Annotated in this window: 24 protein-coding genes and 4 pseudogenes; 12 read left to right on the top strand and 16 right to left on the bottom strand. The window is 68.5% G+C overall.

Annotated elements, in window-relative coordinates; translation table 11 throughout:
• Nucleotides 1-8: 8 nt before the first annotated feature.
• A complete protein-coding gene (locus tag ACFQ9Z_RS37815; protein ID WP_383031002.1) occupies nt 9-698 on the top strand; it encodes a transposase in 690 nt (229 codons plus the stop codon).
• A gap of 62 nt (nt 699-760) precedes the next feature.
• On the opposite strand, the pseudogene ACFQ9Z_RS37810 reads toward ACFQ9Z_RS37815, so the two are convergent.
• Nucleotides 761-1,084, bottom strand: a pseudogene (locus ACFQ9Z_RS37810) (transposase); the annotation flags it as partial.
• A gap of 96 nt (nt 1,085-1,180) precedes the next feature.
• Between ACFQ9Z_RS37810 and ACFQ9Z_RS37805 the strand changes: the two are divergent.
• On the top strand, nt 1,181-1,672 hold the full coding sequence (locus ACFQ9Z_RS37805; protein ID WP_383030996.1) for a hypothetical protein: 492 nt from the start codon (nt 1,181-1,183) through the stop codon (nt 1,670-1,672).
• Between the two features lie 107 nt (nt 1,673-1,779).
• On the top strand, nt 1,780-2,373 hold the full coding sequence (locus tag ACFQ9Z_RS37800) for a hypothetical protein (RefSeq protein WP_383030993.1): 594 nt from the start codon (nt 1,780-1,782) through the stop codon (nt 2,371-2,373).
• A gap of 546 nt (nt 2,374-2,919) precedes the next feature.
• On the opposite strand, the gene ACFQ9Z_RS37795 is transcribed toward ACFQ9Z_RS37800, so the two are convergent.
• The gene (locus ACFQ9Z_RS37795; RefSeq protein ID WP_383030990.1) at nt 2,920-3,330 is read right to left on the bottom strand and encodes a peptidase inhibitor family I36 protein; all 411 of its coding nucleotides are present in this window, start codon (nt 3,328-3,330) and stop codon (nt 2,920-2,922) included.
• A 297-nt stretch (nt 3,331-3,627) separates the two neighbouring features.
• Here ACFQ9Z_RS37795 and ACFQ9Z_RS37790 point away from each other — a divergent pair, with 297 nt between their 5' ends.
• Entirely contained in the window at nt 3,628-3,978 is a 351-nt protein-coding gene (locus tag ACFQ9Z_RS37790) for a hypothetical protein (protein WP_383030988.1), read from the top strand.
• A gap of 96 nt (nt 3,979-4,074) precedes the next feature.
• On the opposite strand, the gene ACFQ9Z_RS37785 is transcribed toward ACFQ9Z_RS37790, so the two are convergent.
• From ACFQ9Z_RS37785 to ACFQ9Z_RS37775, 3 genes and pseudogenes are all read right to left on the bottom strand, one after another.
• A complete protein-coding gene (locus ACFQ9Z_RS37785; protein WP_383030983.1) occupies nt 4,075-4,605 on the bottom strand; it encodes a hypothetical protein in 531 nt (176 codons plus the stop codon).
• Nucleotides 4,606-4,716: 111 nt separating this feature from the next.
• Nucleotides 4,717-4,917, bottom strand: coding sequence for a hypothetical protein (locus ACFQ9Z_RS37780; RefSeq protein WP_383030981.1), 201 nt, complete (start codon nt 4,915-4,917; stop codon nt 4,717-4,719).
• 785 nt (nt 4,918-5,702) lie between these two features.
• Nucleotides 5,703-5,813 (bottom strand): annotated as a pseudogene (locus ACFQ9Z_RS37775) (AraC family transcriptional regulator); the annotation flags it as partial.
• Nucleotides 5,814-5,954: 141 nt separating this feature from the next.
• On the opposite strand from ACFQ9Z_RS37775, the gene ACFQ9Z_RS37770 reads away from it, so the two are divergent.
• On the top strand, nt 5,955-6,983 hold the full coding sequence (locus tag ACFQ9Z_RS37770; protein ID WP_383030978.1) for a PIN domain-containing protein: 1,029 nt from the start codon (nt 5,955-5,957) through the stop codon (nt 6,981-6,983).
• Nucleotides 6,875-7,100, top strand: a pseudogene (locus ACFQ9Z_RS37765) (hypothetical protein); the annotation flags it as partial. The gene ACFQ9Z_RS37770 and the pseudogene ACFQ9Z_RS37765, both read left to right, overlap by 109 nt.
• Nucleotides 7,101-7,480: 380 nt before the next feature.
• Here ACFQ9Z_RS37765 and ACFQ9Z_RS37760 read toward each other — a convergent pair.
• The 3 genes from ACFQ9Z_RS37760 to ACFQ9Z_RS37750 form a co-directional block, all read right to left on the bottom strand.
• Nucleotides 7,481-8,596: a tetratricopeptide repeat protein gene (locus ACFQ9Z_RS37760; RefSeq protein ID WP_383030974.1), complete on the bottom strand. Its 1,116-nt coding sequence runs from the start codon at nt 8,594-8,596 to the stop codon at nt 7,481-7,483.
• A gap of 210 nt (nt 8,597-8,806) precedes the next feature.
• Nucleotides 8,807-9,262 (bottom strand): hypothetical protein, encoded by a 456-nt coding sequence (locus tag ACFQ9Z_RS37755; protein WP_383030971.1) that lies wholly within the window; start codon nt 9,260-9,262, stop codon nt 8,807-8,809.
• Nucleotides 9,263-9,967, bottom strand: coding sequence for a helicase-related protein (locus tag ACFQ9Z_RS37750; RefSeq protein WP_383030966.1), 705 nt, complete (start codon nt 9,965-9,967; stop codon nt 9,263-9,265).
• A gap of 10 nt (nt 9,968-9,977) precedes the next feature.
• Here ACFQ9Z_RS37750 and ACFQ9Z_RS37745 point away from each other — a divergent pair, with 10 nt between their 5' ends.
• A complete protein-coding gene (locus ACFQ9Z_RS37745; RefSeq protein WP_383030962.1) occupies nt 9,978-10,325 on the top strand; it encodes a Pycsar system effector family protein in 348 nt (115 codons plus the stop codon).
• Nucleotides 10,326-10,881: 556 nt separating this feature from the next.
• Here the strand turns inward: ACFQ9Z_RS37745 and ACFQ9Z_RS37740 are convergent.
• From ACFQ9Z_RS37740 to ACFQ9Z_RS37725, 4 genes and pseudogenes are all read right to left on the bottom strand, one after another.
• Complete coding sequence (locus ACFQ9Z_RS37740; protein WP_383030956.1) at nt 10,882-13,161, bottom strand: N-acetylmuramoyl-L-alanine amidase; 2,280 nt, start codon at nt 13,159-13,161, stop codon at nt 10,882-10,884.
• A gap of 249 nt (nt 13,162-13,410) precedes the next feature.
• Entirely contained in the window at nt 13,411-14,997 is a 1,587-nt protein-coding gene (locus ACFQ9Z_RS37735) for a zinc ribbon domain-containing protein (RefSeq protein ID WP_383030951.1), read from the bottom strand.
• Between the two features lie 330 nt (nt 14,998-15,327).
• Nucleotides 15,328-16,029: a 2-phosphosulfolactate phosphatase gene (locus ACFQ9Z_RS37730; RefSeq protein ID WP_383031073.1), complete on the bottom strand. Its 702-nt coding sequence runs from the start codon at nt 16,027-16,029 to the stop codon at nt 15,328-15,330.
• A gap of 24 nt (nt 16,030-16,053) precedes the next feature.
• Nucleotides 16,054-16,185 (bottom strand): annotated as a pseudogene (locus ACFQ9Z_RS37725) (IS256 family transposase); the annotation flags it as partial.
• Between the two features lie 192 nt (nt 16,186-16,377).
• Between ACFQ9Z_RS37725 and ACFQ9Z_RS37720 the strand changes: the two are divergent.
• Both ACFQ9Z_RS37720 and ACFQ9Z_RS37715 read left to right on the top strand, forming a co-directional pair.
• Entirely contained in the window at nt 16,378-16,551 is a 174-nt protein-coding gene (locus tag ACFQ9Z_RS37720) for a hypothetical protein (RefSeq protein WP_383030948.1), read from the top strand.
• A gap of 500 nt (nt 16,552-17,051) precedes the next feature.
• Entirely contained in the window at nt 17,052-17,495 is a 444-nt protein-coding gene (locus tag ACFQ9Z_RS37715) for a hypothetical protein (protein WP_383030945.1), read from the top strand.
• Between the two features lie 225 nt (nt 17,496-17,720).
• Here ACFQ9Z_RS37715 and ACFQ9Z_RS37710 read toward each other — a convergent pair whose 3' ends face one another.
• From ACFQ9Z_RS37710 to ACFQ9Z_RS37695, 4 genes are all read right to left on the bottom strand, one after another.
• Nucleotides 17,721-17,996 (bottom strand): hypothetical protein, encoded by a 276-nt coding sequence (locus tag ACFQ9Z_RS37710; protein WP_383030942.1) that lies wholly within the window; start codon nt 17,994-17,996, stop codon nt 17,721-17,723.
• Nucleotides 17,997-18,225: 229 nt separating this feature from the next.
• A complete protein-coding gene (locus tag ACFQ9Z_RS37705; protein ID WP_383030939.1) occupies nt 18,226-18,609 on the bottom strand; it encodes a hypothetical protein in 384 nt (127 codons plus the stop codon).
• A 485-nt stretch (nt 18,610-19,094) separates the two neighbouring features.
• Nucleotides 19,095-19,535, bottom strand: coding sequence for an aminoglycoside 6-adenylyltransferase (locus ACFQ9Z_RS37700; protein WP_383030936.1), 441 nt, complete (start codon nt 19,533-19,535; stop codon nt 19,095-19,097).
• A 45-nt stretch (nt 19,536-19,580) separates the two neighbouring features.
• Complete coding sequence (locus tag ACFQ9Z_RS37695) at nt 19,581-20,777, bottom strand: hypothetical protein (RefSeq protein ID WP_383030931.1); 1,197 nt, start codon at nt 20,775-20,777, stop codon at nt 19,581-19,583.
• A gap of 1,200 nt (nt 20,778-21,977) precedes the next feature.
• On the opposite strand from ACFQ9Z_RS37695, the gene ACFQ9Z_RS37690 reads away from it, so the two are divergent.
• The 3 genes from ACFQ9Z_RS37690 to ACFQ9Z_RS37680 all read left to right on the top strand — a co-directional run.
• Nucleotides 21,978-22,736, top strand: a complete 759-nt coding sequence (locus ACFQ9Z_RS37690; protein ID WP_383030927.1) for a hypothetical protein — start codon at nt 21,978-21,980, stop codon at nt 22,734-22,736.
• A gap of 335 nt (nt 22,737-23,071) precedes the next feature.
• Complete coding sequence (locus ACFQ9Z_RS37685) at nt 23,072-23,326, top strand: DUF6332 family protein (protein ID WP_383030922.1); 255 nt, start codon at nt 23,072-23,074, stop codon at nt 23,324-23,326.
• A 305-nt stretch (nt 23,327-23,631) separates the two neighbouring features.
• The coding region (locus ACFQ9Z_RS37680; RefSeq protein WP_383030918.1) for a hypothetical protein at nt 23,632-24,410 on the top strand (779 nt) is incomplete at its 3' end.

Here is a 24,410-nt window from a genome sequence, read left to right as displayed (position 1 = left end):
CGGCACCGGTGCCGACTTCCTGGCCCGGCTCTCCGCAATGCGCAAGCCGCCCGTCCTGCGCCGTTTCGACGACGGCTCCTTCCTGTCCCAGATCGGCACGGTCCAGGTCCGCATCATCGAGTATCATCGAGTGCGAGATCACCATCTCCACCACCGCCGGAAGCACCACGGGCGTCTACCGCCTGGCCACCACCCTGCTCGACCCGCGCCGGTATCCGGCATTCGAGCTGGTCAGGCTGTATCACGAGCGATGGGAAGTGGAGTCCGCCTACTTCGCGGTCAAGCAGTCCATGCTCGGCCGCCGCGTGCTGCGCTCCCGCACCCTGCCGGGCATCGCGCAGGAGATCTACGCGCTACTGACCGTCTACCAGGTGATCAGGATCGCCATCGCCGACGCCACCAGCACCGTCCCCGAAGCCGACCCGGACCGGGCCAGCTTCAGCGTCGCCCTCCACACCGCCCGCGACCAGGTCATCCGGGCCGCAGGCGTGATCGCCAGCACCACCATCGACCTCGTGGGCGCCATCGGCCGGGCAGTCCTGGACAACCTCATGCCCGCCCGCCGACTACGCCTTAGTCCCCGCGCCGTGAAACGTCCGATGTCCCGTTACGCCTGCAAGAGCCTGCGCGTCGACCGACGCACCTACAAGGCCACCGTCAGCATCGACATCCTGTTGACAGCACCCAACGGCCCGTAACTTCATGGCCTTGGGCTAAAGGACTCCGTTGGGAAATCCGTAAACCGGATGGGGGCGGGCCTCTATGCGGCCAGGTCAAGTCGGGCCAGATGCGAGGTCCTGGTCTGGCCGAGTGGGGTTTCGGTGAGCCAGGCGTCGAGTCGGATGATGTTGATGGCGGTGGCGGCGAAGACGTGGCCGAGGTGGGTCTTGGGTAGGCCGGTGTAGCGGGTCCGGCGGATGCGGGTGCGCCGCACTGCCTGGGAGATCGTGCCCTCCACACCGGCGCGGATGTTGTAACGCTGCTGCCACTCGTCGGTCAGCTGCTCGCGGCGCCGCGCTTCCAGCGCCTCCTGCTGGTCCCGGGGAAGCAGGGTCAGGCTGCGGCCCCATTTGCCGTTGGGTGCGGATCCCTTCGAGGGATAGCTGAGCTGGGAAGGCGCTGATTGACGTGTGGGCGGTGGCGTCGTACTTCTACCGTGGCGAGGTGGAGGTGGGGCGCGATGGTGTCGTTGCCGGAAGAACTCCAGGCGCGGGAGGCCGCGGCTCGACAGCGAGTGGAAGAACTGCAGGCCGAGGCTGTGGAGTTGGCTGTGCGGCTGGAGAAGGCCCAGGCGGATCTGTCGCGGTTGGAGATCGCGCGGGAGACCGTCGCGCAGGTGCTGGCGGAGTTGTCGGCCGCGGAGAATGCGCCGCAGGCGCGCGGTGCGCCGGAACCCAAGGAAGCGCCGGTGCCTCACGGCATCGGGGTGATGGCAGTGCCGCCGTGGCGGGAGGGCCTGGTCGCTGGGGTGCTGCCGGATGTGTACCGGGACATCGTGGAGATCGTCGCTGATGCGACAGGTCCGTTGCAGGCCAAGCAGATCGTGCCCCGGATCGGGCTGGAGGCCACCACGGCGAAGATCGAGGGGACGAGGGGGAAGCTGAAAGCGTCTGGTGGAGCGGGGCTGGCTGGACGAGGACACGCCGGGCCGGTTCACCCTGGCCCGCCATGACGGGGACGTCGGCCGGGTCAACTCCCCGGTGACCAAGGGGCTCTTCTCCGTAGATTCGAAGGTGCCAACCAAACCGAATCGCAAGAAGAGCCGAAGAAGAGCCCCAGATGGAACCCTATGACGCCTTATCCGAGCCTGATGGGTATGCCGCCTCCCCCTGGTTTCGAAGCGGGTATCCGCAAGGGGCTCAGATGAACGAGAGAATGCTCAGTCTTGCCGGCGCCGAACTGTCCTCGATCCTTCCGGGCGACGTTCCTGCCGCGTATCGTGCGATCGCGGAGGAAGGCTGGACCGTGGACGGGAATGGCGCCTACCTGCTCTCCGCGTTGCAGGCGGGGCACCACGGATACACCGCTGGAGAATTCGAGGACTTTGTTCACTTCGAAGCCACGGTGAACGGGCGCGGCATGATGGACTACGACCTTCCCGCTTCAGGACCCGAAAGGCAGAATCGGCTCCTGCGGCGCTCAATCGCTTACGCCTGCCTGGCCTTGCAGGCTGCCCCCGAGGAAAGCGAGCACCCACTCCTGGGGTACGTTTCCCTGTCGGAGGGCGGTCTGTCGGACGACACCCTCACGGCCAATGTCACCTTCTGTACACGCCGCCCCGGCATCCCACCCTACATCAGCAGCATTCAGGACTACTCCGAGGAATCATTGCTTGAGCTGTCCAGAGATGACGCTTTGAGGGCCCTGAAATGATATCCACCAAGCCGAGGTTACTGACGCTTTCGGCCAGGGGTTCCTGCGGAGTGCCGCGTGTATGAGATACGCAGGGGAGCGGGCTGGCGGACGAGCGGCTGGCCGTCCGGAGAAGCTGCGGATGGAAGCGGCCGAGCGGTTCCAACAGGGCGACGAGAACGCGGTTATCGGGCACGACCTTCGGGTCAGCGTCGGGTCGGTGCAGCGTTGACGCAAGGCCTGGTCCCAGGGCAGGGCAGGCCAAGAGTCCTGGCCTCCAAGAGGCCGGCCTCGCTGCCGCGAGGTGCGCGACTACGTCGTCCGCATCCCACTGACCGCCTACCGCGCGGAGGGCCCCAACGGCCCGACGCCCCCAGGCAGGGTGGGTCGAATGCCGATTCCTCCGGTGAGGCCGAGTAACCGTGGATGTTCTGGCGCCGGGAAGGCGGCCCGGACGCGCGGATGCGCGGCTCGCTGGGTGCAGAAGATAACCGCGCACCCGGCCTGGACATCTCATCGCGATGGATCGGTAACTGGATTGTCAGATCGTTCCGCCTCGGACGGTCATCAGGCGCCGCAGGGGGTGTCGTTGTTGCGCAGGCTGTGGGTGGTGTCGTTGAGCTGGTAGGAGCGCACGTCGCTGATGGAGCCGCCCTCGCGGCCGACGCAGACGTGCCGGCCGAAGTAGTTGTCCTTCTGGTAGATGCGCGCGGTGCGGCTGCTGTTGTTGATGACGGAGCTGCCCTTGCCGCGGATGTAGTCCGGCAGGTGCCGCACGGATCCGTCGACGGCGCGTTTGACGTAGGGCTGCCCGTTGAAGTTGATGTCGGGGTAGATGCACACGAAGCCCCGCGGGCACGCGATCTGGTCCCGGGCCGCGGCGCGTGTGGCTGCGGGGGTCGTGGCATGGGCGGGCGCGAGGCCGATCAGCGAGGCGGCCAGGACGGTCGGGACGGTGGTGGCAAGCAGCGCGGTCAAGCCGGTACGGGGGCGCCGTAGACGCAGGAGTCTCATGACATCCGTCTGTCCTGGTGGAACGGTTCACCATTCCGGTTCATGACGGCGTTCATTCGGATGAGCGAAACGCCTGCAGATCGACGGCCCGGACGTCGCCGTGGCCGGGCAGGGGGTGTCGGTGAGCAGCACGCGGACCAGCCGGTCGGCGACCGTGTGGCGGACGACCCGAGCCGACTGGACTATCGAGCGCACCACGGACGACTGACCTGGTGGCCGGGGTGCATCGCGCTGTCAGTGGCCGCTGCGACTGTGGGGAACATGACGCCCACCGTGGAGGCAGCACCCGAGACACTGGTCGCGGCGCTGCGCATGCCCGTGTGGAACATCCTCACCCAGCGGGCCGACGGTATCCGTCGCGACCTGCCCCCGCGCCCCAAGACCACGGCGGAACGCCTCGCGTGGCTGCGCTCGCTGAACCCCGAGCAGGCTCGTCGCGCTGCTCTGCTCGATCACCTGGACGCCTTGCGTGGGCACGTCACTGGATGTCCCGCACTCGGCTATGCCGTCGACGACTCGATGCCCGATCCGGCCCTGCAGGAGGCAGAAGGGTTCAACCCGCGCCTCACCGCCCTCATTGCCGTCTACCGGGCCGCTTGTTCGGGCGGGTGAGCTGATCAGGTTGGCTGGTCCCTTCGGCAGGCCGGGTGACTTCTGGGCGGCCGGTGGGGGCCGCTTGGGGCCGACTTGGCTGCTCACGGTGGTGGGTTACAGGCTGTCGGTCCACGAGGGGACGGGGTAGGCGTGGACGTCGCCGAGTGCGCGGCGGAGAGGGCTGAGGAGGCGGTGGGCGAGGCTGGGGGCAAGGTCCTCGATGGCGAGGGCCGCGGGGGCGAAGCACACAGTCTTCTGTCCGTCTGAGAAGTCCCGTACCCGTTTGCCGTGGGCGCGGGCTGCTCGAGCCAGGGCTGCTTCGGCGTGCTTGATCAGTGCGTTCTTCAGCTGTGCCCGGTCTGCGGTCGTGGCGACGTCCTGTGCCCCGTACCAGGCGGGGTCTTCACGATCGGCTGGCCATGCCTGGTTGTAGGAGCGGCGCAGGGCGAGGACTTCGTCCCAGGCCAGCTGCTCCAGTCGGACGAGCAGTGCCGCCGCTGTTCGCCCTTGAGGGCCCAGCGCCCACGAGGCCGGTGCCCGAAACCGTTTGCGCTGGCTCCAGGTCCGGCCAGAACGCTCTTCGTTATCGTTCGCCACGAGACTAAAGATCCACAGCCCGAACGGGATCTCGGTCGTGAACGGCAAGTAGGAGGCACCCGCTGCATGCGGTGCCACGGCTGCTTGCGGCGCCGCAGCGGCACGCCGGGTCTCTCCTAGCCGACACGCACGAAGCCTTCCTCAAATTCGCCTGCTGCCTCATAGGGCGGGGTTCGCCTTGCGCAGTGCGGCCAGCAGGTCGGTTCGGGCCTGGCCGGTGGGCGCGGCCGGGATGCCTGCGGCGGCGAGCGGGTCGGACGCCTTAGCCTGATCCTTGCCGGACGACGAAGGGAAAATGTCACCTTTCAGGGTGAAATAAGGGGAATTATATGCTGCGGGGCTGCAATGGCTGAAATCCATGTAGCGGTTGGTAAGCTTTTGCTCTCATAGTCGGTAGACGATGTGCTAAGTCGTGAGGCTCGAAGCCAGAATCGTCATCGCGTGCCGTTAATTCGGCAAGGTGGTAAGAGTCCTGGCCTCTCTCGAGACCCCTCGACATCTGCCCGTACTGCGGATCATCAAAAACCATCGACTGACGTGGGAGCCATGTGATGCAACTCAGAAAGACTCTCGGTGCCTTACTCGCGCTGATGACAGGTGTTGCTCCAATCGCTCTCGCGCCCCAGCCTGCGAGTGCCGCCGGCGGCGGATGCGTTACCAGCGGAAGTTCCTGGAATGTTGGAGTATGCATCAGTACAAGCGGCACCACCGTAAATGGAGATCTTTACATTAACAGCCGAGGGAGTCTTGGTAGTAGTTGTTACGTCTATTATCAAATCAGGGATCAGTCGGAAGGTTTTGTAGTTAGAAGCGCCAATCAATCCTGCTATCTCGGCCACCACCCTGCTATCGGGGTGGGGGGAGTTTCCGGTCATCGATATCTGAACTACGGTTACGTCGTAGTGAATGGGGTAACTGTCTACGGCAGCACGAGCCCGTACGCTTGGCTGTAGTTCGCGGTTGCGGCGGCGGTAAGAGCCGCATTTGAAATCCGCCGTGCCTCGCTGCTGGAGTGGTCGTTGAGCATGCTGTGAGCGGAGCTGAGGGTGGGTATCCGTCGGACTTGACGGAAGTGCAGTGGACGTTGGTGGTGCCGCTGCTTCCGCCAGCGAGGGCGGTCAGGCACCTTCGGCTTGGCGCCTTGTTCAGCTCTGTTCCCGCTCCACCGGAAGCCACAGCTCGGCATCGGCTTCGGCCTTGTCCGGGGACAGGCGGGTGCGCAGGATCTCGGGGCCGGGGCGGCTGAGATACGAGTTGTAGGCACCGCGCCGCCATGCATCCAGCCGAGGCGTACCCGGCTCCAAGTGTCCAGGTCCGCACATAGTCACGATGTCTGAATTTCTACTTGTTGCCATTTCGGTAATCTGACGAAAATGGCCACGTTCGCGTAGTGCGGAATGAACCCGCGCAGCGTCCCATGCTGCATCCCGGCAAGAATCGAGGACGGCTGGCTCCGCTTCAATGCCGCGGTGACGTCCGAGGTGAGCACCGAGGTGTCGAAGACTCCGAGGCTGCAGAAGAAGCCCGTCCCGCCCACCTATCGAGAGCGCCTGCTGGAGCAGCTGGACGCGATCGAGCGGGACTATCTCACCGTGCTGGAAGCCTCCGGGATCCGGTATGTGTACCCGAACATGCCGGGTGACTCCATCTTCATCGTCGCCGCGGCCAAATGGGGGTGGGCACCGAGCAGCCCGGCGCTGGAGTCCCAGCGGATGGACCTGCTGCGCCGTCTTCGGGGCTGGGAGCCGCGGTTCCGGCTGCTGTTCCCCCACCCCACTCCCGAGGCGGCGAAGAAGCTCAAGGAGAGTCTGGAGCACTTGGAGCGCTGGCTGGTCCGCGAGGGCACCTGGTCCGACTGGTCCGTCCCGCAGCACATGCCGGAGGCGGTGAAGCTCCTGCAGGCGTCCGTCCAGCAGCTGCGGAGCCTGACCGACCTGCTGCCCACCGACCCATGGCCGGTGCGGATCACCGTCGACACCAACGCGCTGATCGACAACCCCGACCTCGCCGCCTGCACCGGGCAGATCGGGCAGCGCTACATGGCACACCTGTTGCCGGTCGTGCTGCGCGAGCTGGACGACAACAAGCGCGCCGGCCGTAGCGACGTTCTGCGCGAGGCGGCCAAGAAGGCCGACCGGCGTCTGAAGGGGCTGCGCAACAACGGCGACGTCACCTTCGGGGTCCGGGTCGCCGGCGACGTCCACGCCGTCTTCGAGTACATCGAGCCCAAGTCCGACGCGCTGCCCGACTGGCTCGACCTGGACGTCCCGGACGACCGGTTCATCGCCTCGACCCTGCTCCTGCAGTCCCGCCATCCCGGCTCCGAGTACTCGCTCGTGTGGAGCCGCTCTTCGGGCTGCCGCCTCGGCCGCGCAGGCCGCCGGCAGTTCGACTGCTTCCCGGGCAGTGGCTCCGCTGGCAGTTGAACTACCGGTTCTCCAGCGCCCTGGGAATCCCCGGCTGGTCGTACTGGCTCGGCACCTTCAACATCGCTTATGGCCCCGCCGACCGTGATCGTCGACGAGTGCGGGCCGGTTCGATAAAGCAGGCGGACAGCGCTCAGACCGCTGCTCGTTCCGCTCGGGGGCGGGTGGCGGCGAGGCGGCAGGAGTCGGTGCCGGTCTCGATGATGTTGCCGCCGAAGGTGAGGCGACGATGGCCGCGCAGAGGCGCCTATAGATCGCCTCTGGACTTCGGTAGCGATCGATCCCTTTCGTTGTTGACGCTTTCTGAAAAATTCCAGCGGCGCTCACCTCGTTCGCCAGATGTTACCCACCCGGCGACGGGGCTGAGAGAGGCGAGGCGGGACTGCCCGGCCTCCGACGGCGCGGGACCGCCACGCCGGGTCAAGGGCAGTCTTTGAGCGTCGATCCGCCCTGACCCTCAGCCACCCTGGACGGCCCTCAATCCCACACACGGCCGGTCATTCGCCGCGGATGTGCCACTTGCTGGTCCCGGGATGCCAAACGAGGCGCACCCTGCCCTGGTCCGGTCTACGGACGGTCAGCTCGTCCATGTCGAGGGAGGACAGCGCCCGCAGTGCCTCGTCCGAGGCATTCGACCACACGAAGAGGGTGATCCCCGCCTCCGCGTCGTCGGCGATGAGGAGCCCGGGTTCCTCATCACCAGTGGACTCTCCGACGGGCTCGCCGGTCGGTTCAACCGTCTCGGCGGCAAGTGTTGGCTGCTCGTTCCGGCGTAGCATCCGGCGGACGAGGCCTCTGGCCTGCCCGTAGGCTTCCTCGGCAGCCTTGGAGACGAGTGCCTGGATGAAGGGCACCACGGCAGTGGTGACCAGTGCGGTGACGGCGACCGTGGCAAGCTCAGGAGCGGCGCGGTCCAGCCATCTGCCGCTGCTTTCGCGTTCCTGAAGGAGCCAGTCCTCGTACCTTTTCCGCCAGACGGCGGCCTCCTGGGGCCGGCCGAGCTTCTGCAGTACCGCGGCCAGTTGCCCGGCACCTCCTATTGAGCCTGCCTCGGCCTCTGACCTCACGCACTCTTCCGCCTCGCTCAACCGTCCCTGCAGCATCAGCAGGCAGGAGAATCCGATACGCAAAGAGGACATGCCGTGGGCGATGGCCATCCGGTACCAGTGCTCAGCGTCGTCAGGCCGCTCCCGCCTCTCGGCAAGCGATGCCAGGGAGGCCATCGCCCTTACATCTCCACTCTCCACTGCGCGCCGAAGCCAGAACTCACGTTCGTCGTCACTGATGCCACTCTTTCCGCCCATGGCACTCGCCGCCTCAGGCCAGCCTGCTTGCGCGGCACGCCTGCACCAGTCAGACGCCCTGGCCATCTCAGATGCGCCGTTCGGGTAGCTGCTGACGGCGCGGTCCTGGTAGATGCCACTCAGGCGGTACATGGCCTCGGGATCCCCGGCCTCGGCCGCAGCGAGCAGCCACCGCTCAGCGAGTTCCCGGCTGCCGCGGGACTCATAAAGGTGCGTTCCTAGAGCCTTCATCGCCCCGACGTCACCCGCCTCCGCTGCCAGCTCAAGGAGCGGATCTGGTTCCTCCCACAGCGTCGTCGATACGGCCACCTGTCCCCCACTTTCTGCGTCCCGCCACACGCTTCCTCGCTGGCTGGCCCCGCTGTCTCCATCGGCGGCATGGTTGAGCCCACAACAGGTGGCGCGAAGAGCGGGGCTGGGTAACGTCACGGAGCCCTAACGTCATCGTGCAGAGCACGACCATGGTCCCGCAGCAAGCATCAAGCGCTCCCGCAACTGACCAACAAAGCCAGGCGGCTGTCACTGCCGGACGAGCCCCAGTTCGGTATCCACGCGCAGCGTCTTCTTGCCCACCTGTACGGCCTGGGCCCGCCCATCCACCACGGGCTGGCACAGGATGCGGAACTCGCCCAGCGTGAGGTGTTCCGCCCAGGAGGCGGGCGGCCGGTGGGCGTCCGCGTCGGCACCGGTGAACCAGTCGGCGCGGACCGGGATCGTGCGCCGCATCACGCGCCGCACATCGGATGCCGTCGGCTCGGCCTCTGCTGCGGGAAGGTCTTCCTGACCGGCCGCGTCCAGCGTCACGCGTCCGTCGGGCTGCTGGTGGACGCACAGCAAGCGCACCGAATCGGCGCCCAAGCGGGAGGCGGCCTCCCACTCGTCCTCGGCGCCTTCCAGGTGATGCATCTCGTGCACTTCCCACAGGCTGCGCGCCCGCGGCACGACCACGACATCCGCCACGCCGCGCGCCGCCATCTACCCACCGCGGTACGCGCTCCAGGCGGCCGACTTCGCCGGATCGTCCCAGTGGAAGCGGTCGGCCCGATCGCGGTGCACCCGCTCCACCAGCTGCTGCACGCCGCCGGGAATGGCGATCTTCTCCCCGTCCAGCTCGGCCATCACCTCAGAGGTCTCGATCAGCAGGTGCTCGGCGTAGACCTCGCCCCACTGCACGGGCACCTTCCCTGCGCCGGCCAGCGGGTCGAGCACGACCAGCCGCGGGGCATCGGCCCAGCTGGGCCGGCCACGCCCGCCGGGGTAACCGTGCTGGGCCCACCAGTTCTCGTGCCGCCAGCACCGGCCCGCCCGCTGCAGCAGCAACGCCAGCGGCGCCAGATCGCTGATGACGAGGTCGGCGTCCAGGTCCAGGGACTGCTCCACCACCTGCGTCACCACGACGATCCGCCGGGTGGGGCGCGGCCCGCCGCGACCCATCCCGCCGGTCACCATCGCTGTGCGCTCCTCACGCACATCGCCCGGGAAACGGGCGTGCACCAGCAGCAGCTCCTCGCCGACCAGCGACGGGTAGCGCTCCTGCAGCCGGAGATAGGTCTGCTGGGCTTCGCCGACCGTGTTGCACACCACCAGAGCGCAGCCGCCCTCGCCCATCGCGACCGGCTCCACCAACCGCTCGATCACCGCCAGCCGGCCCGGTCCCCCGGCCTTCGCTCTGTCCGACAAGGACCGCCTCTTGTCGAACCTAACCGCGTTCGGTGTGCGAGGACCCTTGTGGGCGGGCATCCTGCTGATTCTGGCCGCTGCAGTCCTCGCAATCCTCGTCGTCGCGCCCCGCCTGCGAGCGAAGAAGAAGCTGGAAGCGGAGTTCTCCGAGAACTTCATCTTCTTCGGCCACTTGCAGTTCTGGGAGCCCACCGCCCTCGCGCAGAAGCTCCAGGAGCAGGACATGCTCCCGGTTCTCACCCACCAGCTCGTCAACATGAGCAAGATCGCGTGGAGGAAGCACCGCTTCGTCCAGCTGTCCTTCCTCCTCGCCGCGATCGGCGGCGTCCTCGTGTTCATCGCCGGCGTCATCGCGTAGCCCCCGAGCACCGCCCCCCATGTTGGGTCGCGCAGGTTTCTGCGCGGCCCACCCCCGTGTCTACGCGCCGCTCCGCAGCCGCGGACGCAGGGCGCGGGCGATATCGGCGAGGTAAGGGCGTGCCTGGCGGCCGCGCGGGACGGCTTCGGCACGGATGCTCGCGCGGCGGGTCATGCCTGCCATGTAGCCGAGCGAGGCCCGGGGCAGAGCAGCGCAACGGCCACCGGGCGGTCACCGTCACACTCGCCCGGTAACGCGCCGTCCGGCCCGCGACACCCATGGCCGACGACCCCAACGGCACGTACGGTGCGTGGCTGGCCGAGCTGGGGCTGTCGGAGGCGATCGAGCGCGAGATCCTCGCCGGGTTCGAAGATCCCGGCTGTCTGGGGCGCGGCCCTCCGTGCCGGCGCAGGGCGCGCTGGCCGTCGCGGCGGCCGTCACGGGGCGACCCCTCGCCGGTCCTCGGTGAGTCGGAGGGAACAGACGCAGCGACCGGCGCATGCATGTCCACATGCGCCGGTCGGCATGGCGTGTCTTAACCCCGTGGGGTGAAGGGTTACTTGATGTAGACGAGGCCGTCGGTGGTGACGGTGGGACGGCCACTGGTGCCGACCACGACGATCTTGACCGTGTGCTTGGCGCTGCTGGAGAAGGTCTTGGTCCAGATCGCCTGCCGGTAGGACGTGGTGGAGGACTTCAGGTCGACGGTGGAGACCTTGGTGCCGTCGACGTAGACGTATGCCTGGCCGGAGCTGGAGGCTCGGGAGACCACCCAGGCGACCGAGCGGCCGGTAAACGTCCAGGTGAGTGCGGCCCCCTTGGAGGCGCTGGAGTACGACTTGCCGCCAAGGTAGCTGGTCGAGGAGCGGGTGCTCCAGGTGCCGGACCTAGTGGCGGAGCTCTCCTGAAGGATCATCGGGGTGTACGCCGGGGAGGACGTGCTGTAGTTGCCGGCGTAGTCGTAGGCGCGCATCGACCAGGTGGTAGCGGTGGCGGACTTGGCGGTCGTGTTGTAGCCGGTCGTGGCCGGGGCGAAGGTGTTGCTGGTGGGGGACAGCAGCTTCACGTGGCGCAGGGCCTGGTTGTCGGTGGCCTTCCAGCCGAGGGCGACCGGGACGGCGCTGGTGTTGACGGTTCCGGTCCGCAGGGAGAGCTTCGGCGTGGTGGTGAACGTCGGTGCGGTCGTCTCCGCGACGACGGTCAGTGCGGCGGTGGTCGCTGTCTTGCCGGACTGGTGCACGGCACGGACGGCGACGGTGTGGCTGCCCACGGCCAGGGTGGCGGTGGCGGAGGTGGCACTGCCGGAGGTTGAGGCGACGGTCTTGCCGTCGACCAGCAGCTCGAACTTCGAGATCAGCGAAGCTGGCGTGGTGGCTGCCCACTTCGCTGTGAGAGCGCCCTTGGTGTAGTACGTCGAGCCGGACAGGGTGGCGCCGCCGAGCGAGGTGATCTTCAGGCCCTGGACCGGGCCGGCCGCCCAGGTACGGATGGTCGGCAGCTGGTCGTAGAGCAGGCCGCCGGGACACTCGGTGTTGTAGCCGTCGCGGTGGCCGGAGATCCGCTGGAACGTGTAGGTGCTGCCGGCGGTGAAGCTGGTGCCGGCGAGGTTCTTCTGGGTGGCGCCGGCGGTCAGTTGGGTCGTGCTGGTGGGCTGGGCGCCGTACTGGCCGAGCTTCCAGGCCGCGAGGCTGGCGATCGAGGCCAGTGCGGGGTTGGAGGCGCTGGTGGTGGTGTAGTCGCCGAGCACCGCGACCGCGGTGGACTCGCGGTTCCAGCCGTAGGTGTGGGCGCCGAGCACCGGCAGGTCGACGCCGCCCTTGCGGCCCTCGAAGAGGGTGCCGCACTTGTCCACGAGGAAGTTGTAGCCGATGTCCTTCCAGCCGCTGACCTGCACGTGGTAGGCGTAGATGCTGCGGACGATCGACGCCGAGTCGGCGCAGGAGTAGTCGTTCGCCCCGTCGGTGTGGTGGACGAACACGGCCTTCACGTCGTCGTTGTACTCAGGCGCCTCGGGACTGATCGACTCGTCCGCGCCCCAGTCGGCGCGCGCGATTATCGGCGGCCGCGGCACGGTCGAAGGCGGCGCGGACGGCGTGGTGGCCGACGGGCTCGCGGAGGTGCTCGTCGAAGGCGACGCGGAAACCGAGTCGGTGGGGGCGGGCTCGGACGTGGTGTCGGTCGGGCCGGGAGACGTGGTGGTCTGGTCGTCCGTCGGCGTGGCAGGGGCGCTGTCGCTCGGGGTGGGCGAATCGGTGGGCGTCCCGGGATCGGTCGACGCGCTCTCGGTGGCGTCCGGGGTCTCCGCGGGGACGGCGAATCCGGCGGGCTCGGCCGGGGCACCGGTCGCCTTCGTCTCGGCGGTGGTCACCACGCCCGGGTCGACCAGGTTGACCTCAAGTCCGCCGGGCAGCTTGCCGGCGCGGCCGTTCTTGCCGACGACCTGCACCTGCACGCCGTTCGAGGGGCCGACCCACAAGGGCTCCGAGGCGCCGCGCACGCGCTTGCCCGGTTCCTCCAGCGGGTCGACGTCCACCTTGAGCTTCCGCCAGGCGCCCCACTGGCCGGTCTCAAGGCTGCGGGTGCGCGCCTGCACCGTGCCCTCCAGCCGCTCGGCTGCGCCCGTCCAGGAGACACCGAGCAGGGAGAACTCCTCGGTGTCCTTGCGGAGCTCCCGCCTCTCCTGTGAAGTACCGGCCAGTGACAGGTCGTAGATCTTCACCGGCCGCTTGGCACGCCCGGCGCCCGGATCCCCGGATGGGCTGGCGACCGCATAGGTCACGATCCCTCCCCCGCCCAGCACCACGGCACCGAGCGTCAACCACGCCCGTCGCTTCAAGCTCAGCGGTCTGTACGCATGCGACGTACGACGGCTCACCACGTATCCACCCCACAGAAGGCCGACAACGGCCACAGAAGAAAGACAGATCGGCACACCCGTCACACGGATGACCCGTCCACTCAGCGGATGCCAGCCGACAAACGTCACAGGCAAACGAGCGACAGCGGCGCAGATGACAGCGATTGATGAAGTGGAGTAATAGTGAACCTCCCCGGCCTGAAGGCCGGGGCTTCTGTCTTGTGCGCTTCAGGCGACGCGGGCGGGGGCCCTGCCAGCACCCTGACGGGTGGTGATGTCGTCTGGAATGGCAGCGCGGTCGACAGCTACACCCGACACAGTGGTGCGTGTGCGGGTGGCCCGGTTCTGGGCGCTACGCCGTTCTTCCCTGCGCGTCTTCCCACTCGCTCGTCCGAGGACTTGCTGGTGGTAGGCGTGCAGTGACCGCTGGAGTGGGCTCCAGCTGGTCTGGGACCGGCGATACGTGACCTCCACACGGAGGTCTGGATCCAGGACGTACGTCCCGTCGTTGTCGGCGAGCGTAAGGATGTTTACGCCGCCCACGGCGTCCCGATGGCACCGGAACCCGCAACGCGTGTTCTTGCAGATGTACTCGCGGCCGCGGACCTTCGTCCGCGTGCTGCACTCCGGACACGTCTGCGAGGAGTGAGCTTCGTTGATGTGCTCGAGCTTCAAGCCCGTCTTGTACTGCAGGTAGTCTTCCTGCTGGCCGCGGGACCACTGCTGCCGCGTCGACCTTGATGCCCGCCGCTTCTTGTTCGTGTTCTTCTCGATGCCGCGGACGTCGCCGGCGACGAGGCGCACACCGACGACAGTGTCCGGCTCGGACGTCTCCCGGTGGTGTTCAGTCCACGTTGCGTGGACTTCACGGGTGAACTTCTCGGCTTTCGCGGACACCTGGTGGTCGAAGTCGTGCAGCCTGCGTTCCGTCTTTGCTTCGACCTTCTTCTTCGCCGCCATGAGGCGCCGGTGCTTCCGAGAGCCGTTCTTGCACCGGAACATACGGGAGGTCAGCCGGGCCACGACCTTGTTGCGGTACCGCTTCGCCGAGCGTCCCTGCCGGCCGTTGAGGACCTTAACCTGCACCCTGCCGTCGGGCATCTTCGCCGCGAGGGTCATCGGGTTGATGATGCCCTCGTCGATGGCGATGGTGACGGTGGGCCTTCCCTCCGCCGGCGTGGGCAGGACCTCACCTGGGGCAGAGTAGGAGATGTGCAGCGACCACGACCTGGCGTTTCGGTCCCAGCACAGGCGTATCTCACCCCAGTCCTTCGGCGGCACAGGCTGCCCGTTGCGGGAGGTGACCTCGGGCAGCGACAGCACGATCCGGCCGCGACCCCGGCCAAGAGACAGCGCCAGACGGCCTTCAGGGGTGACGCGCCAGCCGAAACCCGCGGTGAACGACAACGGCCGGTACTTCTTCTCCCGCCAGGGCGCCCGCGCGTTCAACCTCAGAGCACGGTTTGCTCGCGACGTCGCGACCGCATCCCACAGGTCGTATGCGACGGCCTGCGCCGTATGGGCGTGGAAGGGCCGGTCCTCGGCCGGGAGTGAGGTGACGAACCTGCGCACGTCCTCCTTGCCAGGGGTTTCACCTGCCTCCCACTGCCCGCGCAGCCACACCACTGAGCGATTCCACAATCCAGCGGCAGCATGGCACGCCGCGTGGACTCGCAGATGGTCTGCCCGGTTCAGCCAGACAGGAACTATCGCGGTACGGCCGACAAGGCCGGAATCCTTCCGCGCTTTCATCGACGCGAGGCGTGCGGCAACCGCCCGCGGAACCTTCTTCTCCGCCTCAATGTTCTTCGACATCGCCACACCCCCTCACCGATTTCCGACGCCCACGGTCCCGGCAGCGGACAATCGCCGCAATCTAGGTCAGCGCACTGCCAGGCAAGTTGAAAGCTACGGCACACCACTGACAACCGGCCGTCGAGCCATAGGAACGAAGCGTGCTCCGCCGCTGCGCGGCTCCGGGCTCCAGATGAGCTAACCCGGGCGTAAACGCCCGGGCTTGCGCTCAAGAAGATGGTCAAGACTTGTGGATCGTGATCAGGGGGGTGGGGGTGCCTGTCGCCGCCGGGGCACCGCCGTCGAGACGTGCCCGACGCCGCCTGCCCGATGGATGTTGGCTTTCGCTGATCAGAGCGCGGAGTCGTCGACCTGCGCAGGTACGGCGTGCGGACGCAGGACCATGAGCGAGTCTTCCAGGGCTGCCACCATGGCAAAGGGGAATCGGTCGAGCTCAAGGCAGAGTGCAACGTCGTCGGGATGCACTCCCTGACGCACCCCCTCTGCAAGCTCGGCGGCGGCGCGCGACTCGGCAGCTCGGCGCAGGAACACAGAGGCATCGGCCGTGGCGTCGGTCGATCTGGAAGCGATGTATTCAGCGCACGCCAAGTCTTCATCGGCCTGTCCGTCTTCGCCGGTGACCACGAACGTGACGCTGTCGCTCTTGCGTGTCCGCAAGAGCCGAGCGGTCGCCTCCGCCACTACGAAGCTGGCGCACAGCACCACCGGTGCATCCTTGACGGCAAGGGCGCCTACCGTCCCTGCGGTGGTCTTCTGCACAACGGTCCGTCCGCGAAGGTCGGCAGCCCGCAGCATGCCCGGAGAGTTGACCATGTCGAACCCAGCCGCGGGCGGACCGTCTTTAAGTGCCACCCAATCCGGGTGGCGGGTCTTCAGTGCCACAGCGTCGTCCAGCGACTCGGACAGAACGATCTTTTCCGCCCCTTGAGCAAAGGCCCAGGCAGCCACGGTGAAGGCCCGCATGACGTCGACCACGACCGCCACGGACGGGGCCTCGACCAGCTCAGCGATACCGACGAAACGAGCGTCCATTTCGATCATGCTGGCGCAGTCTACTCAGGCCACTTGCGTCTCGGTGCGTTCGACCAACCGGCCATTTTCGAAGCGTGCGCCCGCGCGCACGAGTGGCACGAGCTGGGCGCCGGTGATCGCGCGCCAGCGGGCCTGGGCGGACTCGACGAGCTTGAACCAAGAGGGCCGGTGGTGTCACAAACCCCCTGAATATGAGCGGGGCGGAGGGTGGCCAGGGTTCTGTGTACGGCGGGGGTGACGCCCCAGCAGGTGTCCAGGATGCGGGCGTTGGCGGTCAGGGGCCGGTGCAGTTGGCCGTTCGCCCGTACACTCGGCAGCCGTTTGCGTACACGGGGAAGGGACACGGCAGTGAACCAGCAGGACCGCATCCAGCATGCCCGGGGTGATGCACCGATCTACGACAAGCTCGTCGCGGAACGCGGCGACGTCCCTGCCCAGGTGAGCACTGAAGCCGCCCGCATCCTGAAGGACGCGGAGCGCAGCGTCGACTTCGGTCCGCGGCTGCCGTACACCGCGCTCTGAACCGTGCGCCGCGTAAGGGCTCCGGGCACGATGGCGTCCGGCAGCCGGGGGTCGCGGGAGCGGAGCGCTGGTGGAAGTAGGGGCGTCCTGTACACCGCACCTGATGCACGTCACGTTCATGGGATGTGGTCTTTCGGATGCTGCTCGGCTAGCGCGGTGCGCAGCGGGGTTGCTTTGCCGGTGGGGGCGCGGCTGCTTTGTCGGTGGGGGCGCGTAGCGTTGGCCGGCACACCGAACTCGCAGCAGGAATCGCCATGCCAGGTCTTGGAGAGCAGTCCGCTTCCGTCGCCGTGCCGGCCGCGCGGCGGCGTCGGCCGCGGCGGTCGTCGGTCCGTCACGGCCAGGCATCGTGTGCCGACTACGGCTGCACCCGCGCCGAGTGCCGTCAGGCGGCGCTGCGGGCCCGCCGCCGGCGCGAGCAGGACCGGGCGCGCGGTCTGCCCGCGCGTGTCCCACCGCATGCCGCCGCTCGGTGGGCGGTCCGGCTACGCGAGTGGGGCATGTCCGCGCAGGACATCGCCGACCGGGCCGGCCTGTCCGTGACCCTGGTCCGCCGCATACTGCGCACCCCGGCAGACGGCACCACGGTCCGGGACATCGCCCGCACCACCGCCGACGCCATCCTCGGCATCCCTCTCCCCCACCGCCGCGCCCCCGGCGCCCCCGGCCTGACCGACTCCACCGAGGCATCCCGGCTGCTGGCCGACCTGGCACGCGCCGGATGGCCCGCGACCACACTCGCCAAGCGCCTGAACATCAACCCACGCACCATCGGCGAAGTCCGCGACAAACGCCCCCGCCTCCGCCTCGACCTGGCGCTGCGGATACGCCGCCTGCACCGCGACCTGATCAGCCTCGATCCGGCCGGCCACGGCATACACCCCACCGACATCGCCCGCACCCGCGCCGCAGCCACCCGACGCACCGCGACGACAGCCGCCTGAACCGGGCAGCTCCTCCACGCCGGCCACCTCGGCCCTGCCTACTTCCGGTGGGACTCGGACGAGCGACCGTCAGCCGCCGCGGGCGCGACGCGCGGCAAGGGCACGGCCCGCGGGCGGGAACGCCAGGGCCCGCGCCTGGGCACCCGGAAGAGGGTGGGCCAAGGCACGGGCCCTGTGCGGGCGGGTGTCAGTCGGTCCGCATCGGCACGTCGATGTAGGTACGGCTCACCCAGCCCCAGTGGCCCTTGGTGCGCCGTAGTACGGCTTGAGGTAGCCCCAGTTGCCCTTGTAGCAGGCCCAGTAGACGCCCTGGCCCTTGGACAGCAGCCCGAGGCTGCTGTAGTTGGTGCCGGGGCCGGTGCGGAAGTTGACGGGGGCGGTGACCCGGGTGTCGAGCTTGACCTGGTGGGTGCACGCCTTGGAGCCCGTCGCCGCGCTCGCCGGCGCGGCCGCGGCGAGCGACAGTCCGAGAACCGAGGAGGCGGCGACGGCAGTGGCCACTGCCGTGGTCCGGACACGGTGCGCGGGTGCGGTGCGACGGGGGACGGACGGAAACGGCACGGTGATCTCCCCTTGCTCGGTGGTAATGAAGGAAGCCTCGATGCGGGCAGCGGCCCGCAACAGGTGCGGCACCCAGGCGTGCCAGGGCCCGACATGACGACCGGGGGCGGCGTTCCGCACGGTGGGACCACTCCCGCGCGGTAGGCCCACACGGGGCTGCGTCCTGCGGTCACCTGGACACGGCGAAGCCGTCACGAACCCAGCCCCACGTTCCCGATGCCAGGCCGCTCTTGGAGCGGTGGCTGAGCTTGGCGTAGAGCCAGGCCTGGGGGTGGGCGGCGGTGCCCTTGCGGACGCCGCAGTGGGCGACGTACGTGTCGCCCTTGTAGAGCAGCCCCTTGGAGGCGTAGCCGGTGCCCGGGCCGGTGCGGAAGTTGACGCCGTTGACGGTCACCGTCGAGGTCTCCCGGGTGACGTTGTAGTGGCACGCCGATGAGCCGACGGCCGAGGCGGCGGGCGCGGCGACCGCTGCCGCACCGGCGAGAAGGGGGACGGCGGCCGCGAAGGTGGCAAGTCGCCGACCGGCTGTCGACGGGGTGCACGTACGGGGCATCGCAGTTCTCCTTGATCAGCGAGGTGCCGGCACCCGAACGGCACGCCGCCTTCAGTGGTGCGTCCGACTGCGGGCCCGGCGCTGGCAGGTCGGCTGCATCCTGCGCACCGCGATCGGCTGCCGCCCGGCCCACGGCGCCCCGCTCCCGCGTGCCGAGTGCGTGACGTGCCCTGCCCTCCCCGGAGGCGGGATCGGACGTGCGGAAGTGGCGTAACGAGTCAAGGTCGCGCGTTGCCGTTCGGCGGCAGACGCAGCGGTCGTTGTGCGCTGCTTGCTGTCCCCTGCGGCCTGGCGGCTACGAGATGGGACGACACGTGCTGGTCGATGGGTGAGGCCGGTTGGCTCGCCGTACCTGGCAGGTTGAGTCGAGCGCGGTCGTCAGCGGCGTTGCGGAAGTGGTGTCGCAGCGCCACGGTGAAACGGCCCCAGCTATCCCCCGAACAAGCGCCCGAAGAACCCCACCGGCAAGCCCGACAGAGCAACGCCTAGCACGCGGCAAAGAGGATGGCGAGGGTGCCTGCTGGGTCGTGAAGCGAGCGGGCACCATCAGTAACGACGCGATGTGTTCCAGGATCGACGGGATCTACCTTTGCCCAACTGGGCGAGCCGATGCCCATCTCGACTTCCAGGCCGGAGGCCGTGGAATAGCGTCGCTCTGTGATCGCTCCCCACGACTGGGCACGCATCAGCTGGCCCAGCCCGAGCTCGGTGGCCCAGGCATCGCTGTTGAGGTAACGGGACTCGTCTGTGGTGAGCAGGACGAGGTCGACGTCGGAGTCGGGTCGGGCAGCGTTGCGGGCGCAAGAGCCCACCAGGAGCAGACCGACGACGTCTTCGCGATCCTTAGCCCAGCGGGTGATGCGATCGATGACCTCGTCTATCTCTTCGATCCGCTCCGGCGATGCTGCCTGGCTGTCACGGACCACCGGAATGCCCTCGTTCCCATAGCCGGTGCCTGCCTCCCGGCCATGCTACGGCGCGTCCCGACCTGGGGAATCACGTGAACTCAGCCCTGGGGAATTTCGTAAGCGTCCACAGCATGGTCGCCGTCGCGAGATGCCGCGCGCCGCGCCGGACGAGAGTGGCAGCCTGCGGCAGCAGGGCCATGGCCGTGTGCTCAGTGCCGCGTCACGGCTGTATTCCGAGGGTGGTGTTACCGGCCATCTGGGCTTGAGCGTGAGCCTGGTCGGCCTGCGTCTGGTCGTGTCCGCCGGTGCGCCCGCGGTCGGTGGCGGGGCGCGCCATGGCCCGCTGCAGGCGGGTAGTGATGTACTGCGCGTCCAGGACCCGCCGGGGCCGTCGATCTCTTCCAGGGCGGCGCGCGCCCGGGACAGCAGGTCGGCGTCGGTGTCGGTTCCTGCGGTGGTGGGCCGGTCGGCGTGAGGCGGGCGGCGGCGCTGGTAGCTGATCTGTCCGTCCAGGGCCTGGTGGGCGCGCTCGGGGGTGCCGAAGGCGTCGATGACGCGGCGCTGGGTCTGGGCGGCTGCCACGGGAGCGAGGTCGGTGGGCAGGATGGCGGAGGGCTGGGCGGGGTAGGCGAGGCGTCCGAGCGCGTCGTGCAGGTGGTGGAGCTGGCCTTCCCGGGCGGCGAGGTAGGCGGTCGTGGCGTGCAGGAGTTCGGGGGCGGCGACGTAGGGGCTGCTGTCGTCGGCGGTGGTCGCCGCGCGCTGGGTTTCGAGGGCGGTGACGGCGTCCTGCGCGGTGGGCGAGTTTCGGCGCCAGGCGGCGGCCGGGCCGCTGGTCTGCAAGGGCCGGGCCGGGACCGGGAAGGCGTCCAGGAGGTGCTGTGCCTCCGCCTCCCGCCCGGAGTGGGCGGCGGCGGTGTAGGCGCGCACGACGTCACGGGCCTGGGACAGCTGCGTGGCACGCTCCTCATCCAGCGCGGGCGCGCCCGCGTCCGCGCTGTCGATCGAGCGGTCGCGGTCGCGTTGGTAGTCGGTGATGTCGGGTTCGAGGACGGCCCGCAGGCGTTGGGCGTGCACGTCGCGCAGGGCGATCTGGTCGAGGAGCCAGCCGGCGCTCTCCTTGAGAGCCGGTACGTCAGCGGACAGGGCCTCCAACGCCTTGTAGTCCTCGGCGAGGTTGCGGCGGGGCCGGTCGGTGTCCTGAAGCCGGTCCAGGATGTCCGCCACCTGCCGGGTGGTGGTGATGATCAGGTCCTCGGTCATGCATCCATGCCGCAAGGGCCTCAAGGAAGCGGTCGAGGCTCTGGCTCTCCCATTCGTGTCCCCGACGGAGGTAGTCCTGGCGCAGTTCTCGAACGAAGGAGACCAGTTCGTCGCGGCTGCGGACTTCGTCGTCTGGAGTCAGTGACACGAAGTGAAAGTACCTCGCGTCAATCCACGGTGCTCTTCGAAGACGGGTGCGAAAGGGGGCGGCCGAAGTCGCGCGGACGCCGCGAGAACGGACTGCCGGTGCAGGCGGCCGCAACCGGCCACGTCCCGCGAATCCCCGTACGCGGGCGAATGGTGCTGAGTAAGTTGGAGTCGTCGTCCCGGTGGTCTCCCCCCGTGCCACCGGGACGCTCTGCTCGCACCCCTTCCGGCCCACCCAGTGGCACCAACAGCCCGGTGGGCAACCCGAGGGCGCACCTGGGGGCGGCGTCGGCCATCCGGCGCGGGCAGGCCGCGCTCACGTGCCGATGTACGTGCCAATGATGATCCGATTCCGTACGGTTTCAGTTCCCGGCTCTTGACAGGACGACCGGGACTGGGCGGTCCCGCGCGCCGGTCGCACGCCGCGCGGGACCGCCCTCCAGGATCTCAGCGAGGGGCCATAGGCTGGCCGTGCCGCCAGGTGCAACGCCTGGCCCTGTGGGGCCCGGCGAGCTGAGGCTGGCTGGGCCCCACGCCACTTTTTGGGCCAGGGCTCGTCGCGGGCGTCGCCCTACAGCCTGTCGGCCGAAGCCCCAGCCGCTGCCTGTCCCCCGACGCCGGCCGTCCGCTGGTCTGCCTGCTGACCTTGGAACTCAGGCAGCTTCACGCAGGGCGCCACCACGCCGGGGCTCATCCTGACGATTCGGCCTCCTGGCGTTCCTCGTCAGCGATTCACCGATCGAGCTATCTGCTGGACCGCGACCCGGTGGCAGCTCCAGGCAAGCGCGGGTCTCGACCGTGATGCATGCGCGCTGCCCGGACCGTCTGCCGGAGGAGCTGTACCGCCTCGTTCTTGAGCAGCTGGCCGAGCTGTCCCCCTGTCTCCTGTCGTGCAGGCGCTGCCACCTACTGCGGCTCTCGCGGAGCTGAAGGGCGCGCCTTGCGCTACCACGATGCCGGGGGGATGTGGGCCGCCTCGGCCAGATGCTGCGCGTGCGGGTCCTGACCCGTCATGGCGTCGATCTGCGGATCGGCATCGGTCCTAGCATCAGTGTGGCCGCGACCGCATCCGCCCGGGTCCTCGAGCCCGTAGGGGTGCTGGTCGCGGCTCCCGGCCGGGCCGCGGACTGTCTCCCCGGGCTGCCGGTGCAGGCCCTGTACGGCATCGGCTCCCGGCAGACGGACGTGCTCCACGACTACGGCATCCACACCGCAGGCCTGCTCGCTGCCGCCCCCGCCCAGACCGTCCAGCGGCTGCTGGGCGGACGAGCCGGCCGCCTGGCCCGCGAAAGGGCCCGCGGCGCCGACCGCCGTCCGGTCGTCCCGCGCTCCCTGCCCGCCTCCGCCACGGTCAGCTGCACCTTCGCCCGGCACACCCTGGACGGCGCCGACGTGCGCGCAGCCCTGCTCGACCTGGTCATTCAGCTCGGGCGGACGCTGCGCCGCCGGGGCCAATCGCCCCAGGCCCTGACGCTGACGTTCACCGAGACGGGCCTCCACGCACGACGACGACCTGCGCGCCGTCGCCTACCGGCTCATGGATGCCGCGGGCCTGCAGCGCGGACGCCTGACCGGGCTGTCCCTTCGGGGGGGGTGCGCGACGCCGACACCGTCGCCCAGCAGATCACGCTGGACCACTCCCATGAGGCACACCTTGTGGCCGAGGCCGCCGTCGACCGGAGCCGTGACAAGGCCGCACGGCCAGTTATCGAAGCGCACATTTCGCGTACCGACCGCGAGCAGACAGCGTGCCCTCGCCCGGCACATGGACGCCGCCCGCGCCGAGGCGAAGCAGGCGATGGGATGAGGTGACGTGACGCGGCCAGAGCTTTTGTTTTCGCGTCACGTCACCTCACGGTGCATCTTGCTACGAACCCTGCCGCCGCGTGGTGATGACCGCGGTGACGATGCCGCCCACGGCGGTGATGACGGCAGCGATGATGGCTCCCACGTCCTGCGCCTGAAGTGCTCCAAGCCGCGCACGGCACACACGATCACACCTCCAAATGGCCCCCTCAAATACGCGTTTTCGCACGTCGGCAGGGGTGTCCAGAGCTGTTTGAGGCGGTGATTCCTCGCAGAATCGGGCGGCCGTTTCTGCGGGATCTCGGCTACGCGACCTTAACCATCTGTGTGAGACTTGCCGCGTGGATATGGGGCGGGAATCGCGTTGGGAGAAGGACGCGATGACGGTGGAGATCATGTTCGCCCTCGTGACGGCTGGTGTCCTAGCCGCAGCCGTGTTCGGCGTGCTCCTGGTCCCAGCGCTGGTCGTGGGTGTCTCCAAGCCCGTGGGGAAGGGCCTGCTCACGATGGCGTTCGTGTCAGCGGTCGTTGCCGCGGTGTGGCGTGTGGCGCGAGTGCTGCTCCGCTTTGATGCGAGTCGGCGCCAGGGGCGTTGACCCGGCAAGACCAGTCGCCCATACAGCCCGCTCCCGCCTTGCGGACCGGCGGCCGAACCACGTCTGCGACGCCGGCGGGCGGGACGAGGCCGTGGGCACCGCACGGGCCAGCGGGTCCAGGTCGCCGGAGAGAGCGGCGTGCGGGGTGCCTCGGTCTATCGCCTCTGGGATGACACCGCACGGCACTTGGCCGACGAGACAACGCGCGACTGCCCCGGTGACATCACCGGGCACGTCCCGTCGCGCCGGTGACCGTGGGGACAGACAGCGCGCCGGGCTCCACGCTCACCGCGAGGGTGGTGACGGTGCGGAAGAGCAACTGTCGCTCTCTCGCAGTGACTAACATCCGGCAGCAACAACCAGGTACTAGGAGTGCTGTCGTGGCCGATGAGCCCGCAAAGACCCCCATCCAGAACAAGTACGCGCAAAGTTACGCCGATGACCTCGCGGCCAACCGCGAGGAGCAGAGCGAGGTGACCGCTCAGATCGCCGGTCTGCAAGAGCGCTTGGATCAGCTCAAGGCGGAGGAAGCCTGGTTGGCCCAGGCGCAGGGCAGTTTGCCGGGAGCAGCGGTGTCGAGCGCGCCCGAGGACCAGTCCGCCACCGGGGCGGTCGAGGTCCCGCAGGAGGCCACGGCCGAGCAGGCCGACATCCCCGCACCGGCCGAGGAGGCCACCGATACGGCCCAGGTTCCACAGCAGCGACAGGATGAGTCGGTGAAGGAGGAGCAGCCCAAGCAACCTGCCAAGAGGACGGCCGCAGCCAAGAAAACTGCCCCGGCGAAGAAGTCCACACACAAGAAGGCCGCCGAGAAGGCCACACCCGGGACCACGACGAACAAGACGTCGGCCGAACCGGCGAAGAACGCCGCCGCGAAGAAGAAATCGGCCGAACCGGCGAAGAAGAACGTCGCGAAGAAGACGTCGGCCGAGAAGGTCCCGGCCCAGCAGGCCGCCTCCGCGCAGGCGCCGGCGGGAAGGGCCGCGGCCGGGGAGAAGTCGGGGCCGCCGCTGTGGCAGCTCATCCTGGACATCCTGCGCAAGACGGGGCAGCCGTGCGTGGCCCGTGAGGTCCACGACCAGCT

The sequence above is a fragment of the Streptomyces sp. NPDC056580 genome (genome assembly GCF_042793175.1).
In the GTDB taxonomy this organism is placed as follows: Bacteria; Actinomycetota; Actinomycetes; order Streptomycetales; family Streptomycetaceae; genus Streptomyces.
The sequence above is the reverse complement of the archived record's forward strand: the minus strand, read 5'-3'. Positions and strand labels throughout refer to the sequence as shown.

Coding starts and splice junctions, on each gene's coding strand:
- ACFQ9Z_RS37805 (WP_383030996.1), top strand. CDS start 1,181: ATGGTGTCGTTGCCGGAAGAACTCCAGGCGCGGGAGGCCGCGGCTCGA.
- ACFQ9Z_RS37800 (WP_383030993.1), top strand. CDS start 1,780: ATGGAACCCTATGACGCCTTATCCGAGCCTGATGGGTATGCCGCCTCC.
- ACFQ9Z_RS37790 (WP_383030988.1), top strand. CDS start 3,628: ATGACGCCCACCGTGGAGGCAGCACCCGAGACACTGGTCGCGGCGCTG.
- ACFQ9Z_RS37780 (WP_383030981.1), bottom strand. CDS start 4,917: ATGGATTTCAGCCATTGCAGCCCCGCAGCATATAATTCCCCTTATTTC.
- ACFQ9Z_RS37770 (WP_383030978.1), top strand. CDS start 5,955: ATGAACCCGCGCAGCGTCCCATGCTGCATCCCGGCAAGAATCGAGGAC.
- ACFQ9Z_RS37755 (WP_383030971.1), bottom strand. CDS start 9,262: ATGGCGGCGCGCGGCGTGGCGGATGTCGTGGTCGTGCCGCGGGCGCGC.
- ACFQ9Z_RS37735 (WP_383030951.1), bottom strand. CDS start 14,997: ATGTCGAAGAACATTGAGGCGGAGAAGAAGGTTCCGCGGGCGGTTGCC.
- ACFQ9Z_RS37730 (WP_383031073.1), bottom strand. CDS start 16,029: ATGGACGCTCGTTTCGTCGGTATCGCTGAGCTGGTCGAGGCCCCGTCC.
- ACFQ9Z_RS37715 (WP_383030945.1), top strand. CDS start 17,052: ATGTCCGCGCAGGACATCGCCGACCGGGCCGGCCTGTCCGTGACCCTG.
- ACFQ9Z_RS37705 (WP_383030939.1), bottom strand. CDS start 18,609: ATGCCCCGTACGTGCACCCCGTCGACAGCCGGTCGGCGACTTGCCACC.
- ACFQ9Z_RS37695 (WP_383030931.1), bottom strand. CDS start 20,777: ATGACCGAGGACCTGATCATCACCACCACCCGGCAGGTGGCGGACATC.